Origin of the sequence: Camelimonas lactis, from assembly GCF_004342915.1 — a bacterium.
GTDB classification, from domain to species: domain Bacteria; phylum Pseudomonadota; class Alphaproteobacteria; order Rhizobiales; family Beijerinckiaceae; genus Camelimonas; species Camelimonas lactis.
This window is the reverse complement of sequence record NZ_SLWL01000001.1, coordinates 16,146-32,881: the sequence shown is the minus strand read 5'-3', so window position 1 is coordinate 32,881 and position 16,736 is coordinate 16,146. Positions and strand designations below refer to the sequence as shown.

The window sequence follows — 16,736 nt, the reverse complement described above, 5'->3', positions numbered from 1 at the left end:
ACATGATGGATATGGCCAACCCGTCCGGCGATCCGGTCTCGCTGTCGCACGAACTGGTCCAGGACTGGTTCGCCGCCCTGGAGCGGATCGCCGGCGGCGGGCAACTTCGGGCTTTTCTGGAAGCGGCGGGCGTGGCGCCGGCCATGCTGGCGCGCCCGGGCGCCCGCATCGGCGGCGAGCAGCTCATCGCTTTTTATCAGATCGCCGCCGTCGCCACCGGTGACGAAATGATGGGGTTGTGGTCGCGGCCGGTCCGCTCCGGCTCGCTCAAGCTGATCTGCCGCTCGGTCATCGGCGCGCCGTCCATGGCCACCGCGCTCAACCGGCTGGCCCAGGTGTGGAACCTGCTGCTGGACGATTACCAGCTCATCTTCACCGAGGAAGACGGCCGGGGCGTCATGACCCTGGCGCCGCGCATGGCGGAGGCGCCGCTGAACCGCTTCGGCCAGGCGCTGATGCTGAAGCTCGCGCATGGCGTCGCCTCCTGGCTCGCTGGCCATGAAGCGCCCCTCGCCGGGCTGCGGCTCGCCTTCCCCCGGCCGTCCTTCGCTGCCGATTACGCCGTGATGTTTTCGCTGCAACCGGTTTTCGGCGGCGGGCCGAGCGCCATCGCCTTCACGGCGCGGACCCTGGCGCTGCCGATCCTGCGCAAGGAGGCGGAGGTTCAGGCATTTCTGGAGCGGGCCCCGCGCGACTGGCTGTTCACCACCTCCATGGCTCACGTGCTGGCGCTGCGCGTGCGGCATTTTCTTTACGCCGGCCCCAACGGTTTCCGGGCCGACCTTGCCGAAACGGCCGGGCATCTGGCCATGTCGCGCCGCAGCCTCGCCCGGCGGCTGGCGGCGGAAGGCGTCTCGTTCCAGCAGATCAAGGACCGTTTGCGGCGCGACGCCGCCCTGCGCCGGCTGAGCCAGGGCCATGAGAAAATCGACGCCCTGGCGCAGGAGCTTGGCTTCACGGCCGCGCCGGTATTCCATCGCGCATTCCGAAGCTGGACCGGCATGACCCCGGCGCAATACCGCCGCATGGCGCAAACGCAGCGCGGCGCGCGCGCCGCCGTGGGTGAGGCCACGGCCTCCTGAAGGCGACGGCCTTATATTCCATGAAGGTCGCGCCCACATGAGCAGGATGGGAGATCGCGCCGGACGCCAGCGCATGACGCCGTCGCGCGGCGGCCAGGACGTGACGCCCATGGAACTGCGCCGTGCGGACGTGCTAGTCTGGAATTATGTCAAAGCGACCGGCGGCGGGTCTCGCGACGGCCTGGCGTCTGGCGTTAACCTGACGTCTGGCGACGCCAGGGTTTACCAGCCGCGATGACCGTGCTCTGGTTCAGAGCGACATGGAAGTGAAAGACAAGCGCCCAATGCCAGCCTATCGTTCGAGAACAACCACACATGGCCGCAACATGGCCGGGGCCCGCGGCCTCTGGCGCGCCACCGGCGTGAAGGACGGCGACTTCGGCAAACCGATCATCGCCGTGGTCAACTCCTTCACCCAGTTCGTGCCGGGTCACGTGCACCTGAAGGACCTTGGCCAGCTCGTGGCGCGCGAGATTGAAGCGGCGGGCGGCATCGCCAAGGAATTCAACACCATCGCCGTGGACGACGGCATCGCCATGGGCCACGACGGCATGCTCTATTCGCTGCCCTCGCGCGAGATCATCGCCGACAGCGTCGAGTACATGGTCAACGCCCATTGCGCCGACGCCATGGTCTGCATCTCCAATTGCGACAAGATCACCCCTGGCATGCTCAACGCCGCCATGCGGCTGAACATCCCGGCCGTGTTCGTTTCCGGCGGCCCGATGGAAGCCGGCAAGGTGGTGCTGCATGGCAAGACGCAGGCGCTTGACCTCGTTGACGCCATGGTCGCTGCCGCCGACGAGAACGTCTCCGATGAAGACGTCAAGGTCATCGAGCGCTCGGCCTGCCCCACCTGCGGCTCCTGCTCCGGCATGTTCACCGCCAATTCGATGAACTGCCTGACGGAGGCGCTTGGCCTGTCGCTGCCGGGCAACGGCTCGGTGCTCGCCACCCACGCCGACCGCAAGCGCCTGTTCATCGAGGCCGGCCACCTGATTGTCGATCTCGCCCGCCGCTATTACGAGCAGGACGACGCTTCGGTGCTGCCGCGCAGCATCGCCAACAAGCGGGCCTTTGAAAACGCCATGACGCTTGACATCGCCATGGGCGGCTCCACCAACACGGTGCTGCACATCCTGGCGGCGGCCCACGAGGGCGGCGTTGATTTCACCATGGACGACATCGACGCCCTGTCACGCAAGGCGCCGTGCCTGTCCAAGGTCGCCCCGGCCAAGCAGGACGTGCACATGGAAGACGTGCACCGCGCCGGCGGCATCATGGCGATTCTCGGCCAGCTGGAGGCCGGCGGCCTGATCCATCGCGACACGCCCACCGTGCATGCCGCCACCCTGGGCGAGGCCATCGACCGCTGGGCGATCGATCGCACCGACAGCGAAAGCGTGCGCGAATTCTTCCGCGCGGCGCCTGGCGGCGTCCCGACCCAGACGGCCTTCAGCCAGGCCTCGCGCTGGGATGAGCTGGACCTCGATCGCGAGAACGGCGTCATCCGCTCGGTGCAGCATCCGTTCTCGAAGGATGGCGGCCTCGCCGTGCTCAAGGGCAACATCGCCCTCGACGGCTGCATCGTCAAAACCGCCGGCGTCGATGAATCGATCCTGAAATTCTCCGGCCCCGCCGTGGTCTACGAGAGTCAGGACGACGCTGTGAAGGGCATCCTCGGCAAGCAGGTCAAGGCCGGCGACGTGGTGGTGATCCGCTATGAAGGCCCCAAGGGCGGCCCGGGCATGCAGGAAATGCTGTATCCGACCAGCTACCTGAAATCGCGCGGCCTCGGCAAGGCGTGCGCGCTGATCACCGACGGTCGCTTCTCCGGCGGCACCTCGGGCCTCTCCATCGGCCACGCCTCGCCGGAAGCCGCCCAGGGCGGCGCCATCGGCCTGGTGCGCGACGGCGACATCATCGAGATCGATATCCCGAACCGGACCATCAATCTCGCCGTGCCCGAAGCCGAGCTGGCCGCGCGCCGCGCCGAGCAGGACCGGCTGGGCTGGAAGCCCGCCGCGCCCCGGCCGCGCAACGTCACCACGGCGCTGAAGGCTTACGCCGCCTTCGCTTCCTCGGCCGACCGGGGCGCCGTTCGCGTCCTGCCGGAATGATATGCGCCGCCGCGGCTTCCCCGGAAGTCGCGGCGGCCGCCTCCCCGTCATCGCCGTTCCCTGTCCCTTCCGCGCGCTGCGTCAGAGAGACAAATAGAGAAACCTGGTTTACTGGAGTCATTCCAGAACTTGCGCCCATACGCGGGGCCGTATCTTTCCCGTCATTAACATTATCGTGTAACCAGCGCTGGCAATGGCGGGGCGCCCATATACAGGCGCGCGAAAGCGGACTTATACTCGCGGCGCAATGAACGCCTGCGAGGTAATGGCCATGGAGTTCGCGTCCAGGTTTTCCCCCTTTCTGCTCTCCATATTGCGCATCATGGCGGGCCTGCTGGTGTTACAGCACGGAACCAGCAAAATCCTCGGCTTTCCCACGGGCCCGATGAACAGCACGTCCCTGGCGAGCCTGAGCGGCGTCGGCGGACTGTTCGAGCTGATTTGCGGCGCACTGCTGGTCATCGGCTTCCAGTCGCGCATTTCGGCGTTTCTCCTCAGCGGCATGTGCGCGGTGGCGTATTTTGTCGTGCACGCGCCCAAGGGATTCTTTCCGCTGCTGAATGGCGGCGAGCTGGCGGCCCTTTACTGCTTTACGTTCCTGTATCTTGCTGCGGCCGGCCCCGGCCCGATCTCCATTGACGCCCTGACCGGGCGACGGACCGGATAGAGCCGCCGGTTGGCGCACGGCGCGGCCGCCGGTCGCGCATCAATCACGCCGCCCTTTCCGGCGAGCCAGCTGCGAATATTCACCGGAAAATTTCGCCGGAGCATGACATGCAGGTTTTCCCGGGCGGGCGCTGGCCAAACCTTGAGCCGACAATGACTAAAATACCGGCCCGCATGAAAAAGCACGCTTCTCCCACTTGCAGCCCATGAAAATTTTCCTCCATTCTGCTGTGGGGCGCCCCGGGGGCCCGCGTTGATGCCCGGCCCCGGGATTATGGAAGCATCCGCTCCATCAGGCGATGCTTCCGGCCCGCGCATCGGGCCCGCTGGCGTCTACAACCCGCCGCGCTTCCAGGAACGGAGCGCGGGATATGCATGGAGTTCCTCATGACTGTCGCCCACGCCCGCTGGCTGTCGCCGCGCGCATCACGAACCGGCTTCGCCCTCGCGGGCGCCCTGCTCGCCGCGGTCGCCGTCGCTGGCTGCCAGACCACGAAATCCACGACCGACATGCTGTCCGCTTCCGGCTTCAGCATCAAGGTCGCAAGCACCCCGCAACAACAGGCCGCGCTCGCCAGCCTTCCGGCCGGCACATTCACCATGCGTCATGTGAAGGGCAAGCCCGTGTTCATCTACGCGGACCCGAAGGGCTGCAACTGCATCTATGTGGGCAACGAGGCGAGCTACCAGCAGTTCAAGGCCCTCTCCATCCAGCGCTCCATCGCCAGCCAGGAGCTGATGGCCGCGCAGTTGAACCAGCAGGCGGCGTGGGACTACCAGACGTGGGGCGGTTGGGGCGGCCCCGGCTGGTGGTGGTGGTAACCGCCAGCCAGGGCGCCGCGCGCCCCCGAGCGCGCCCCCTTCGAGGCCGCCTTAAGGAGACGGGCGCCTCATCCGCGGTCATGTGGGGAGATTGCGGCGGCGCTGCCGAGGCATCGCTCCACAGCAGGGCCCCCCGGGGGCCGTGAGGTCATCAGGCGCTTTCGTGAGCGCCTTTCCATGGAACGCGCGTTTTTTGAGATTGCGCCCAGACCCGGGGAAACGCATGAACCGCCGGGGCAGAAGCCGATCCGCTTCAGCTCCGGCCGCCCCGTCTCCACGCATTCGGCAAACCCCGGGCAGCCTCTTGCGTGAGGAAGGCGTCCGGTCAGGGACAGGCCTCCGATGCGCCGGTTTCACGGCCGGTTTTCACGGGGCGCGCCTCACACCCTTCCGAGGCCGCCGGTCAGCAGCAGGATGATGAGCAAAATCAGAAGAATGCCGCCCAACCCAAGCCCCTGGGCGCGATAGCGCCCCCCACCATACATCATTCCACCGCCACCGAAGAGCAGGATGAGAATGATGAGGATCAGCAAAAGGTACATATCAAACCTCTCTTGCGGGAGTTTGCAGGAATTCCGGCAGGAGCAATTCCGACAGGAGTTCCGGCGCCCGGTGGCAAGGAATTGCGCAAAGGTCTTCCGGCAAGACCTTTGCGCCCGCCGGAAGAACACCGCTGCGCAACGTCAGCGCCAGGAAGCACCGCAGAACCGGCCGCCCGGTCCCGACGCTGACAAAGCTGGCGGGTTACAGGACAAACCGCCTGACACGACTGGTCAGGCATCGATACCTGAAGCTAACGTGTATTTGTCGCAAGTTGTTCCACGCAACCACTTGCCCGTGAGCATCACCCACACCGCCAGCACAAGGTCCAGCCACCCATGCGAGACATCATCGTTTTTCTGCTGTCGAACTTCACCCTGACGCTGCTGGTCGTGGGCCTGGCTGCATCGGTCATTTCGCTTGCTCTGGCGCCGAAGCCGCTGACCGGCCAGCGCGTCTGGGAGGCATTGCTGTTTTATTTCATCTTTTTCTCGATCGGCGTCAGCAATCTCTATAACGGCGTCATGCACACCGTCTTTGCGGACATGACCGCCCGCTTTATCGGCTGGGCCGACAGCCCGTTCCAGCTTGAAGTGGGGTTTGCAAGCCTTGGCTTCGCCGCGGTGGGTTTTCTGTCCTGCTGGCGCGGTTTCGACATGCGCCTCGCCGCCATTCTCGGCCCGGCGATCTTTTTGTGGGGCGCGGCCGGCGTGCATGTCTACCAGATGGTCACCGCGCACAATTTCGCCCCTGGCAACGCCGGCGTGGTGTTCTGGACCGACATCTTCACGCCGCTCATCGGCTTCGCGCTGCTTGGGCTGCATTGTCGCAGCCATGCCGCAACGCGCCCATAGCCATGCGGTCCTGACATTGCCTGTTGGCGCGCGCCTATCCTACTGTGAATAAAAATCATATGGGAGGTTTGCAGTGTCACGAAATGATCTGGTGCATATTGGCGTCATGCTGTCCGCGCTTTTTGGGTCGGGGCTGGCGACAGCATTTGTCGTCGGCAGGCTGATGACTGGTTAGGGCGACCGGAAGACGGCGGTTGAGCTTGGCGCGGGATTTCTGCGCGCCTCGGCAAAAGATCACCGCCGGAATCGCCACCCAACGATCTCCACTGAAATCGTCGCCAGCGTTGACGCAAGAAGCGCGCTTGCGTTCCCAAGGATATAAACAATCCGGGTCAACAGCACGGCGCGCCCGGACAGCGCCCGCATTTCCTGGCCAAGACGCCGCGCGATGCAGCACGGGATTGGCTTCAGGCCAATTGGTAAGGAACAGGCGCGACAGGGCGGCTGAACCGGTCCGGCCTTGCGTGGCGCAAGGCTGCCGTCCACATCAATATTTACAAGAATTTTCCTATACTTACATCGGGACGGACCGTGTCACCGACCTGCTGGCGAACGCAATTGCATGTCCTTGTAAAAAACACAATTGCCGGCTAGGGTGCTTCAATCGAACTTGCTGATGAACTTGACTGATGCGCCCCAGGCGCATGTGTGACTTCCTCTCTCAAATTCGTGTTCATGGCGCCTGGCGATGTCAGGCGTTGTTTTCCCATGCCGATCTGAAAGGAAGTCGTCATGAATACCGGTGTCGTAAAATTCTTCAACACCACCAAGGGTTTTGGTTTCATCCAGCCGGACGACGGCAAGGCTGATGTGTTTGTTCACATCTCCGCCGTTGAGCGTTCCGGCATGCAGTCCCTTCAGGAGGGCCAGCGGGTGTCGTTCGACATCGTGATGGACCCGCGCAAGGGCAAGTCAGCGGCCGAGAACCTCAAGGCCGTCTGAGGCCAGATCGCGGCGCACGCCGCGCGACAACGCGGAGGCCGCACGCCGGCCTCCACACTTCCCACAGGAGTATTCTTGTTCACAGGCGTTATACAGTTTTATAATCCCCTTAAAGGTTGCGGTTATATTCAACCCGACGACGGATCCACCGCAGTATTCGTCAGTTCGGATGACATTGCGCGTTCCGGCATTTCTCCGGTTTTTCCCGGAAAGCGGGTCCGGTTCACGCTTGCCAGCCCGGCGCTTCCGTCGGCAGGCGCACATTCCATGAAAACATCCCCAAAATCCGCAGGATGCTGAACGGCCGCACGGGCAGTCAAGCGCGACCCTGCCGGCTATCACTGTCGGGCCGCCTGCCGGGGCAACATTCTGCCCATCCGGCGGCGCATCGCGCCAGGTAGTGCTCCCCTGTCTGAGCGGCGGTTCTCACGCTGGCGCGGTTCCACGCGGCTGTGTTGTGACGCCCGCCGCCCCGCTCCGACAGGGACATCTGGCATACCGTGCGGCGGCGCCCCAGCGACAGCTTGCCGAAACAGCTTGCAACAATCCCCCAGCACGGGCCCCATGGGCGCGCGGCCGGCGTCCGTGAACAAAATCTCACGGATCATATGCGCCGCCGCATCCCCGCGAACATCCTGCGGGGCCGGACCGGCAAATGCTGTGGCGCCCGCCGGTCCCTTACGACGGAAATCCGTCCGGAGTTGCTTTCATCGCGTCCGTTTTACGGGCAGGCGACGTGCGGACGGCATGTTTGTCCGGCGCGGCTTTGCCGGAGACATGGGAACCGCCCTTGCGCCCGGCCTCGGCGGCCAGATCAAGGTTGGTCGAAAAGGCGCGCTTTTCCTTTGGAACGCTGCGCCCTCCCATGCTGGCGATCGCCTTGACCCTTGCCGGATCCATGGAAGCAAATCCGCGCCGGGACTTGGGGGTTGCATCATTCATGGCGTGGCCCTCCCTGTTCCCGCCAAACGCCGTGGCGCCGGCTTCAACCACCCCTAGCTTCACGGATACGTGAACGCCCTGTCAATGATCGCCATATTACCCCTGAGGCCAGGAGCTACGCCTTTCGGGCCGTGGCCGCATGCGCGACGATGACGTTAAAAGCGAAGCAAATTCGGTAGCTTACAGGAAAACTTGCATGGCCACCGCCGGCAAGGCCTTGTTTCTCCAGAAAATTCGGGCTGACGCCACCTCCGGCAATGCGCCCAAAAAAAGCATTGCCCCCCATATTCATGGCGCCCCGAAAGACGTAGTCGGAACGATCAAATTGTTGACGGCCTGACGCTGGCGACTGAGGCGTTTTTGCAAAAAAGTGGCGGCTGCTTCTGACCAGAGAAGCCTGAAGGCAAAAAATTGAAACGTTTCCGGAAGTATTCCACGCCTACGGCGACGGTCATGCCAGGTCTGATCGACATGGGAATCCTCGGCGCGTCCACATCATGAATTCATGGTCGCCTTGGGCCCCGCGCCCAAGGCCTTCTGGCCAGTCCATCACCGCTTCTTGCGCATGCTGTCGTGCAGTCTGGCGGCCCGCTCACACTTTTCCCTGATCTCTTCCAGTTCGGTTTCTGTCAGATGCTCGATGCCGATGAAGTGATTATGCGCGCGTCCGACACGAATAAGCTCATCCATCTTGGCGTGCATCGCGGTGGCATCCCGGTTCTGGGTGTTCTGGATAAGAAAAACCATCAGAAATGTGATGATGGTCGTTCCGGTATTGATCACCAGCTGCCAGGTGTCGGAATAGCCGAAAACCGGACCGCTCGCCGCCCAGGCAATGACAATCGCCGCACAGATCACGAATGCCGCAGGCGTACCGGCCAGGTAAGAAATATAGTTAGCGATACGGGTGAACAGGCGCTCCATGGCCGTCTCCTCGGGGCCTGCCCCAGCGCGGGTTGCTGTGACGACAAATCCCCTGACTGAAACCCGGCAGGTCGCCCCGGGGTTCCGCCTGCTGCAGGCGCGGACCATCGTGACGGGCCGCACGACGTCGGCCGTTCTGATGTTATGGGGGCACCGGAGATCACGAAGGCAAAGACCGTCGGCCCGCCGGCCCGCCGGCCCGGCGCATGATCGACGAAAGGAAACGGCGCACGACAGGACGTCGCCGCCCTCGCGCCAGCCCAATGGTCTGCCGCGCAGCGTTCAGCCGCTCCTGGCGGGAGTAACGCATCCATATCCCCGAACCGGCCGCCGCCAAGCTCCGCCGCCAGGCAGGCGCCGCCCGGAAGCGCCGGCGCGACCCTTGCCCATGGCGGCCCCGCTGGCTGGTTCGACGCCAATAGCCGGCAACCGCCGGTTGGCGCGGAAAGCGTCAGATCACGGCCGAGCCAGGCTGTTCTTGTACACCTTCCCGTCTTTCATGATGACGAGGAAGTTGCGCTCGGGATCAGACACGAGGTTGATGTTCGAAAGGGGGTCGCCGTCGACGAGAATCAGGTCTGCCAGCGCCCCTTCATCCACCACGCCCAGCCTGCCCTTGTAAGGCGAGCGCTTGCCGGACAACGTCAGCAACTCCGCATTCGTGCCTGTCGCCTGGCGCAGGATCTCGGCCGGCGTGTACCATTTGGACAGCGAGGCGAGCATCCGCCCCTGCATGCGCGCCATGGCGGCGGAGAACAGCACGTCCGTGCCGAACGCCACCTTCAGGTTATATTTCTTCGCCAGGCCGTACAGCCGGTCGGTGCCCGCCATCACCTCCGCCGCCTTTTCCGCCTGCTCCGAACCGGGCGGGAACATGCCGCCGAAGAACTCCTCGACAATCGGCTGGGCGGACAACCAGACGCCCCTGTCCGCCATGTACTTCGCCGTGGCGTCGTCCATCAGCTGGGCGTGCTCGATCACTTTCACGCCAGCGTCGATGGCGCGGCGAACCGCTGGCGACGTATAGGCGTGCACCGTCACATAGGTTCCCCAGTTGGCGGCGGCCTCGACAGCGGCCTTCAGTTCTTCCGGCGTGAAGGTGGAAACGTCGAGCGGACTGTGCGGCGACGCCACCCCGCCGCCGCCGGTCAGCTTGATCTGGCTGGCGCCCAGCATCAACTGCTCACGCACGCGCTCGCGAACCTGGTCGGGGCTGTCCGCCACCATGGTGGCGCCCAGCTGCTCCATGCGCGACAGCGGCTTCGAACCGTCCCGCGGCAGCTCCGACGGCATGCGGAAATCGCCGTGGCCACTGGTGACGGTGATGAGCGCGCCCGAAGGCCAGATGCGTGGGCCCGGCAGGACGGCGGAGTCGATAGCCTGCTTCAGCCCGAAACTTGGTCCACCCACGTCGCGCACGGTGGTGAAGCCGCGCAGCAGCGTCGCGGTCGCCTCGGCGCCGGCCTGGAGCACGTTGAAGCCGTAATCGCCCAGCATCATCTGCTCGGGCGTGGGACGCACGAACATCGCGTGCCAGTGCGCGTCTATCAGCCCGGGCATCAACGTCCGTCCCCCGCCCTCCACCACGGTGGCGCCGGGGCTGGCGCCCGCCGTTTCGCCGATGGCCGCAATCACATTGCCGCGCACCAGCACCGATGTTGGCGCGGAAAGACGATCGCTTTTGCCGTCAAACACCCGGACATTGCGGAACAGGGTTTCGGCCGGCGCGGCGGCCGCAGGCGCGACGGCCTGCCCGGCGGAAGGCGCAGCAACAGGATGCGCCGCGACAGGATGCGCCAATACCAGCGCGAACAAAATTCCGGCGTATCCTCGCATGCGCCATTTCCTCCCTGTCACGCGAAATCCGGCATGGCGTTTCCTGCGGACCATAAGCCCGACTGCGCGCGCCTCCAAATCCGCCCGCCCCTCCTCTCACCGCCCTGCGGTCGCAGCCTTGCCGGCGGACGGCAACAGTGGAGGCTGAAACCCGCGAACCAAAAGAGGCCAACAAGCCGGCGCAGTTTCCCCGGGCCGACATGCTGGGCCGCCCTTGGGGCGCCAGAACGCCGCATCCCCTGACAATGCCTCTGATGATGCTGGACTTCACGTGTAGCGCGCCAATACTGTCGTATACTTGGAAGCCGACGTCGGCTTCCGGGAGGCTGGGAACCATGGGCCGCAGCCGTTGGCGACGAAATGCAGGAGGTCCCGATGGAACTGGCCAAACCCCGGATCGACATCGGCTTCGCCACCAACAACGCGCCGCCGGTCCTGGCGTTCTGGCAAGACGAGATCGGCCTGCCGTTCGATCACACCCAGCCCATCCGCCGGGGTTACAAACAACACCGCCATGACCTGTGCGGCTCGGTGCTCAAGATCAACCAGGTCTACGAGACGCTGCCGGACAACCCGCCCTCCGGCTATCGCGAACTTCTGATCGCCCGCCCGGACCTGCGGCGCCCCGTCGAACGCGTCGATCCCGAGGGCAATCGCCTGACGCTGACGCCTCCCGGCTATTCTGGCGTTACCCGCATCGGCGTCCGCCTCGGCGTGCGCGACGTGGCGGCCCACGGGTGTTTCTATCGCGAGGCGCTCGGTCTGGCGGAGATCACCCCCGCCGATCTGCCGGCCGGCGAGCGGGCTTTTCTCGCCGGCGACACGGTGCTGATCGTCACGCCAGATCCGACGGCGCCGCACGACGCCGCCTTTGACGGCCGGGGCTGGCGCTATATCACCTTCCAGGTATTCGCGGTGGACCGTGAACACGCCCACGTTCTGGCCCATGGCGGCCGCGAGGGAACCGCGCCGGTGACGCTCGGAACCACGGCCCGCATCTCCATGGTGCGTGATCCGGATGGCAACTGGATCGAACTGTCCCAGCGCGCCTCCCTGACCGGCTCGCTGGAGCCCGTTGTCGAAACCGCGATCTGTCGGAACTGACGCCGGACAGACGTCACGGCCGTGACATGGTTCTGAAGACTGGCCCCGCCGCGCCCCCGCTGGCGCGCGACGGCGCCAACGGGGCCCAGCGACATGAAGCGGGAAAGCCTTCAGCCTTTCTCGAGCAACGGATCCGGGTTGAAATCGTGGAGCGGCGCATCGGCCGGCCCCCAGGTCCGCTCGACCACATGGATGTGGACGTCGCGGCCGCCGTTCCGGGTGAGGGCGGAGATAATGGCCTGGTCCTTTTCAGGGTCAGGCGCATGCACCCACAACAGCAGGCCGCCCGCCGCGAGCTGCTTTTCGACACGGTCAGCGTGACGGCGACCGAAGGCGCGCGCCAGCAGCAGCCCCAGGGCGCCGCCCACCGCCGCGCCGCCAGCCGCGACGGCGATGGTCGGGATAAGCGCGGCGCCGCCGGTGGCGACGATCGCGGCCGCTCCGGCGCCGATGACATAGGTGGGCGCGCCAACAACGGCCGAGAGCCCCTCCGTCCGCTCGTCGGAGGAGACATAAGCGGCGTGCCTGACCCCCGCGGCGTCCTCGATCTCCCTGATGTTGCCCAGGTTGCGGAGAAGTGAAACGTCGCCCAGCAGGCTGAGATCGTCCTGACGCAGACCAATTTGCATCAGGGCGTCCACCGCCGCCCGCAGCGCGTTTTCCGAGTCGAAAATGGCGACGGCTTCGCGCTCCTGATAGGACACATTATCCTGGCTCTGCTCTGATCCGGTCACGGAAAACCTCCCTGTTTGCCAGTCCCATCGAAACGGAGCTTCAGACGCGGCTTCGCCGCCTGCTCCAGGGACAATCAGGTTAAAGCAAGCGGGAATTCCGGCAATAGGCCAACAATAACGGACCCGGCCGCCGGCCTCAGGTCTCCGTGATCCCATGCCGGGCAATGCGCATGGCCGGGCGCGGGCGCTGGAATACGGCAAGCGGAGGCTGCCCGGAAATTGTCTGCCCCGGCAAAAATCTGCGTCCTGTCAGTTCGGGTCGCCGCCGGCGTTCATTGGCGCGGGCAGGCGTGTCGACGCCCTGGATGGCAGGCCCTGTAAGCCAGCGCCTATGCCCGGGGATTCAATGCGGGCAACACGCCCTCGCGCCCGGCGGCCTGCCCCGATACGGCGCCTTTGGCCTGCTGGATGGCCCTGGCCAGCGCCACGCCGTCCGCCGGCGCCCAGGCGCCGTCGCCATGGAACAGGGCGCGCTCCAGCCTGGCCAGCGACGGCGCCAGCGATGCATCGCTGCGCAGCGTCCGCGCTTCCGCCTCCGGCAACCGCTCAAGCCAGGTCGCCAGCGCCGTCCACGCCGTCCTCGCGTCCCCCGTGCGGGCGGCGCGGATGGCGGCGCGGCGGGCCCAGCCGGCGCTGGCCCTGCGGCGGCGGCGCAGGCCCCGCCAGCTTCGCCAGAGCCGTGGAGCCAGCAGCAGGGCGGCCACAGCCACGAGGATGACGCCGGCCACGGCCATCAAAACCCGTGGCGATGCAAGGCGGGCCATGAAACCCGCGCCAGCCGTATGGCTGGTCGCTGCGGCGGTAACGGTGACCTCGAGCCCCGGCAGGGTCAGGCTTCGCGCCGCGCCCTGGCCCGGGTCCCACCACGGCTGGACGAGGGCTGGCAAGGCATACCGTCCAGGTTTCTCGAAAACATAAGTGACCTTGTCCGTGCGTTTGCCGGTGACGTCGCCCCGGTTGATCTGGTCGTGGCTGACCGGCGGATCAACATAAACCCGCACCCCGTCGGGCGCGACGAAACGAAAGTCAGCCATGGCCAATGCCGGCGTCCCATCCGCCTGGCGATGAATAACCCGGACGATGGCGCCGCCAGCCGCGACAGGCTTTGCGCCGCCGTCCGGCGACCACTCCTGCCGCGCCGCCACCCGGCTGGAGACCAGAACCGGCCCGGATGCGTCGAGGCCGGGGGGAACGCGCGCATGGATGTGGGTCGGGGTTCCCCTGGCTTCTCCCGCCGGATCGCCGGCGCGATCGAGCAAGGTGACGCGCGGCGCCGGGATGGCGATGTCGCCAGCGCGGCGCGGATAGACGGTGAACGCGAAATCCTTGCCCACATAGGCCTGGCCATCGATCTGGTCGCGCACCGTCAGCGCCTGGCTTTCAAAGCGCATGATCTGGGCGCCAGGCGCTTCGGGCACGCTGACCAGCGGCGGGTGCGCCATGTCGTCGGCGAACAGCACCCGCACATGCATCTGCACCGGCTGGCCCACCACCACCGCCCCATCGGCGGGGTCGAGGGACGTGACGATGCGCGGGGGCGCCTGCGCCAGGGCGGAAGCGACAGGCAGCAGCATGAGAAGCGCCAGCAGGACAGGCCTCATTTCGCGCCTCCATCCGCCGCGCCATTTTCGTTCTGTTCGCTGAGCTGCCAGGCGAACCGCGCCCGCAAAAAGTCGGCGGGCCTGGTCTGGACGCGTTTCAGCCACAGGGCCTGCACCGCCTGATCCGACATCTGCTGGCCCGGCTCCGCCGGCGTTTCCTCCCCGCCCTTGCGATTCTTGTCGTAGACGACCTCGTCCGGCTTCGAATCCGTCTGGTCCATCTCGCCGCCTTCCGTCTTGCGCAAGGCGGCGCGGGCCAGGGCGATATCGCGGTTGCGCCGCGCCTCCGGCCAGTCTGGCCGCAGGCCCAGCGCCCGGTCAAAACTTTTCACCGCGTCGTCATACTGGCCGAGCAGCACCTGGGCGTCGCCGCGATTGAAAAAGCTCTCTGGCGTTTGCGGCGTGGCGAACGCCTGCGCTGCGCCCTTGAAATCGCCGCTGCGATAAAGCGCGACGCCGCGCCAGAACGGATCGCGAAACGCCGCCGCCGCCTCCGCCGGCCGGTTTTCGCGCAGCAGCAGGCGGCCGCGCTGGTCCGGCCACAGCCACAGGTCGCGCCAGCCCATGCGCCAGCCCGCGACCAGCAAACCCGCCGCCATCGCCAGAAGGACGCACAGATAGGGAGCGGACGCCAGCCGCGCCGCGAGGGCCGCCAGACGCTTCATGACAGCACCCATCCCCGGCGGAACCACAACAGGGCCAGCAACGCCAGGGGGAAAGCCAGCCAGTAGCCATCCTCGCGCCAGCGTTCGCCCTCCCCTGGCGCGGCGCGCGCCGTGTCGCCGGCGTCCAGGGCGCGAACCACCGTGGCGACGTCCCCCTGATCGATCGTCAGCGGAACAAGGCGCGCGCCCGCTGCGCGCGCCGCCTCATCCATATCCTGCATGTCCCGGCCTGGCGGGCGCAGGGCGAGCACCGTGACCGGCGCGCCGACAGCGGCGGTCCGGGCGGGAATTTCATCGGCCAGCACCAGGATGGACCCGCCATCCGGCGTCCCGGCGAGGGCGCGACTGGCGAGGGCCAGGGCGGCGGTGAGATCATCGCCTTCCTTCGGCATGATCTGCGGCGAGATGGCTTTCGCCATGTCCAGCACCACGGCGCTGTCGGCGGTTGGCGGCAGCACCAGGTGGGCCGAGCCCGCATAGGCGACCAGACCCGTGGCCGCGCCCTCGCGCGCCGCCAGGATGTCCGAGAGCTTCTGCAGGGCGCGATCCAGCCGGGTTGGCGCCAGATCGTCCTCCTGCATCGACGGGGTCGCCTTCAGCACCACGACCGCCGGCGGCCTGGCCTCGGCGAAGGGTGACGGCGCGCGGCGCCATACGGGGCCCGCCACGGCGACGGCCGTGATCACGCTGGCGACCAGCCCCCATGCCACCGGCCCCATGCGGGCGCGACGGTCGGCGCCGACAATCAGATGCGGCAGCAGCTCAGGATCGATCACCCCGCGCCACCGCCAGGCGGGATCGCCCATGCGCCGCCAGGCCAGCCAGACGGCAATGGCCGGCAGGATCGCCAGCAGCCACAGCGGCCGCATGAAGTGGAAGTCCGACAGGGCGGCCATCATGACGCCGCCTCCGCCGCCGCGGGGGACGCGGGGCGTCGCCGGCGCGCCAGCAGCATCAGGGCCTGGGAAACGATGCCGATCACCAAAGCTGCGGCCAGCGGCATCCAGTAAATATCACGGCGCGGGCGGAAACTGACGATGTCGATCCGCCTGGTTTCGATGGCGTCGAGCCGGTCATAAATCTGTTGCAGGCCGTCCCGGTCCATGGCGCGGTAGAAGCCGCCGCCGGTGGTCGAGGCCACCTCCTTCAGGGCCGCCTCATCAAGCTTGTCCTCCCCCGCCGCCTGCGGATCGCCCACGGCGACCGTGTGGATGACGATGCCCCGGTCCCTGGCCACCCGCGCCGCCTCGACGGGCGGAACGCTGCTCACGGTGTCGTTGCCGTCGGTCAGCGCGATGATGGTGCGCGCCTTCGCGGCGCTGTTGGCGAACAGGTTGACGCCAAGGCCGATGGCGTCGCCAAGCGCCGTGCGCGGCCCCGCCATGCCGACGGCGACGTCACCCAGCATGGTGCGGCTGAGATCGAGATCCGTGGTGAAGGGAACGAGGGTGAACGGCGCGTCGCCAAACACCACCACGCCAACCCGGTCACCCTTGCGGCGGGCAAGGAAACCATCCAGCACCTGCTTCACGGCGGTCAGCCGGTCGACCGTCCTGCCGGCGGCGTCGGTGAAGTCGCGGGTGTCCATGGAGCCGGAAAGATCGACCAGCAGCAACAGGTCGCGGGTCGGCTGTTCGCGACGCAGCGGCGGCTCGATCCACTGGGGCCGGGCCAGCGCCGCGACGTTCAGCAGCCAGATCAGGACAAGCGCCAGCAATGGGCCGAGGGCGCGGCGGGTGACGGCGCCGCCCAGGTGCGGCTCCTGACCGGTGAGGCGCGCCAGCCGCTGCACAAACGGCGCCCGCAAGCCGGAGCGCGCCGAAACGTAGGGCGGCAGCGCCAGCCACACCAGCAAGGGCGCCGGCGCCAGCAGGGCGAACCACGGATGGAGAAAGGACAGCATG

Annotated in this window: 19 protein-coding genes; 10 read left to right on the top strand and 9 right to left on the bottom strand. The window is 66.5% G+C overall.

The window, feature by feature from the left end:
• Nucleotides 1-2: 2 nt before the first annotated feature.
• From EV666_RS00150 to EV666_RS00130, 5 genes are all read left to right on the top strand, one after another.
• A complete protein-coding gene (locus tag EV666_RS00150; RefSeq protein ID WP_245514123.1) occupies nt 3-1,082 on the top strand; it encodes an AraC family transcriptional regulator ligand-binding domain-containing protein in 1,080 nt (359 codons plus the stop codon).
• Nucleotides 1,083-1,119: 37 nt separating this feature from the next.
• On the top strand, nt 1,120-1,320 hold the full coding sequence (locus EV666_RS00145; RefSeq protein WP_132001122.1) for a hypothetical protein: 201 nt from the start codon (nt 1,120-1,122) through the stop codon (nt 1,318-1,320).
• Between the two features lie 46 nt (nt 1,321-1,366).
• On the top strand, nt 1,367-3,202 hold the full coding sequence (gene ilvD / locus EV666_RS00140; protein ID WP_132001119.1) for a dihydroxy-acid dehydratase: 1,836 nt from the start codon (nt 1,367-1,369) through the stop codon (nt 3,200-3,202).
• A 271-nt stretch (nt 3,203-3,473) separates the two neighbouring features.
• Nucleotides 3,474-3,869: a DoxX family protein gene (locus EV666_RS00135; RefSeq protein ID WP_376884486.1), complete on the top strand. Its 396-nt coding sequence runs from the start codon at nt 3,474-3,476 to the stop codon at nt 3,867-3,869.
• A 386-nt stretch (nt 3,870-4,255) separates the two neighbouring features.
• On the top strand, nt 4,256-4,690 hold the full coding sequence (locus tag EV666_RS00130; protein WP_132001113.1) for a hypothetical protein: 435 nt from the start codon (nt 4,256-4,258) through the stop codon (nt 4,688-4,690).
• Nucleotides 4,691-5,070: 380 nt separating this feature from the next.
• Here EV666_RS00130 and EV666_RS00125 read toward each other — a convergent pair whose 3' ends face one another.
• On the bottom strand, nt 5,071-5,232 hold the full coding sequence (locus EV666_RS00125; protein WP_132001110.1) for a DUF3309 domain-containing protein: 162 nt from the start codon (nt 5,230-5,232) through the stop codon (nt 5,071-5,073).
• Nucleotides 5,233-5,568: 336 nt separating this feature from the next.
• On the opposite strand from EV666_RS00125, the gene EV666_RS00120 reads away from it, so the two are divergent.
• The 3 genes from EV666_RS00120 to EV666_RS18850 all read left to right on the top strand — a co-directional run bounded on the left by EV666_RS00120 (nt 5,569) and on the right by EV666_RS18850 (nt 7,326).
• Complete coding sequence (locus EV666_RS00120) at nt 5,569-6,084, top strand: DUF6790 family protein (protein ID WP_132001107.1); 516 nt, start codon at nt 5,569-5,571, stop codon at nt 6,082-6,084.
• 732 nt (nt 6,085-6,816) lie between these two features.
• The gene (locus EV666_RS00115; RefSeq protein WP_132001105.1) at nt 6,817-7,026 is read left to right on the top strand and encodes a cold-shock protein; all 210 of its coding nucleotides are present in this window, start codon (nt 6,817-6,819) and stop codon (nt 7,024-7,026) included.
• A gap of 75 nt (nt 7,027-7,101) precedes the next feature.
• Nucleotides 7,102-7,326, top strand: a complete 225-nt coding sequence (locus tag EV666_RS18850; RefSeq protein ID WP_165909835.1) for a cold-shock protein — start codon at nt 7,102-7,104, stop codon at nt 7,324-7,326.
• 378 nt (nt 7,327-7,704) lie between these two features.
• Here EV666_RS18850 and EV666_RS00105 read toward each other — a convergent pair whose 3' ends face one another.
• The gene (locus EV666_RS00105; RefSeq protein WP_132001102.1) at nt 7,705-7,968 is read right to left on the bottom strand and encodes a con-10 family general stress protein; all 264 of its coding nucleotides are present in this window, start codon (nt 7,966-7,968) and stop codon (nt 7,705-7,707) included.
• A gap of 196 nt (nt 7,969-8,164) precedes the next feature.
• Between EV666_RS00105 and EV666_RS18130 the strand changes: the two genes are divergently transcribed.
• Nucleotides 8,165-8,308: a hypothetical protein gene (locus EV666_RS18130; RefSeq protein ID WP_165909834.1), complete on the top strand. Its 144-nt coding sequence runs from the start codon at nt 8,165-8,167 to the stop codon at nt 8,306-8,308.
• Nucleotides 8,309-8,517: 209 nt separating this feature from the next.
• Here the strand turns inward: EV666_RS18130 and EV666_RS00100 are convergent, their stop codons facing one another.
• Nucleotides 8,518-8,892 (bottom strand): low affinity iron permease family protein, encoded by a 375-nt coding sequence (locus EV666_RS00100; RefSeq protein ID WP_132001099.1) that lies wholly within the window; start codon nt 8,890-8,892, stop codon nt 8,518-8,520.
• Between the two features lie 456 nt (nt 8,893-9,348).
• Nucleotides 9,349-10,728, bottom strand: coding sequence for a metal-dependent hydrolase family protein (locus EV666_RS00095; RefSeq protein ID WP_132001096.1), 1,380 nt, complete (start codon nt 10,726-10,728; stop codon nt 9,349-9,351).
• 375 nt (nt 10,729-11,103) lie between these two features.
• Between EV666_RS00095 and EV666_RS00090 the strand changes: the two genes are divergently transcribed.
• Nucleotides 11,104-11,832, top strand: coding sequence for a VOC family protein (locus tag EV666_RS00090; protein WP_132001093.1), 729 nt, complete (start codon nt 11,104-11,106; stop codon nt 11,830-11,832).
• A gap of 110 nt (nt 11,833-11,942) precedes the next feature.
• Here the strand turns inward: EV666_RS00090 and EV666_RS00085 are convergent, their stop codons facing one another.
• The 5 genes from EV666_RS00085 to EV666_RS00065 all read right to left on the bottom strand — a co-directional run bounded on the left by EV666_RS00085 (nt 11,943) and on the right by EV666_RS00065 (nt 16,735).
• The gene (locus EV666_RS00085; protein ID WP_132001090.1) at nt 11,943-12,566 is read right to left on the bottom strand and encodes a hypothetical protein; all 624 of its coding nucleotides are present in this window, start codon (nt 12,564-12,566) and stop codon (nt 11,943-11,945) included.
• Nucleotides 12,567-12,895: 329 nt separating this feature from the next.
• A complete protein-coding gene (locus EV666_RS00080) occupies nt 12,896-14,167 on the bottom strand; it encodes a BatD family protein (RefSeq protein WP_132001087.1) in 1,272 nt (423 codons plus the stop codon).
• The gene (locus tag EV666_RS00075; RefSeq protein WP_165909833.1) at nt 14,164-14,832 is read right to left on the bottom strand and encodes a tetratricopeptide repeat protein; all 669 of its coding nucleotides are present in this window, start codon (nt 14,830-14,832) and stop codon (nt 14,164-14,166) included. The genes EV666_RS00080 and EV666_RS00075 overlap by 4 nt, the downstream gene beginning before the upstream one ends.
• Complete coding sequence (locus tag EV666_RS00070; RefSeq protein WP_245514122.1) at nt 14,829-15,731, bottom strand: VWA domain-containing protein; 903 nt, start codon at nt 15,729-15,731, stop codon at nt 14,829-14,831. Before EV666_RS00070 ends, EV666_RS00075 begins: the two co-directional genes overlap by 4 nt.
• Nucleotides 15,728-16,735: a VWA domain-containing protein gene (locus EV666_RS00065; protein ID WP_132001084.1), complete on the bottom strand. Its 1,008-nt coding sequence runs from the start codon at nt 16,733-16,735 to the stop codon at nt 15,728-15,730. Before EV666_RS00065 ends, EV666_RS00070 begins: the two co-directional genes overlap by 4 nt.
• Nucleotide 16,736 lies beyond the last annotated feature (1 nt).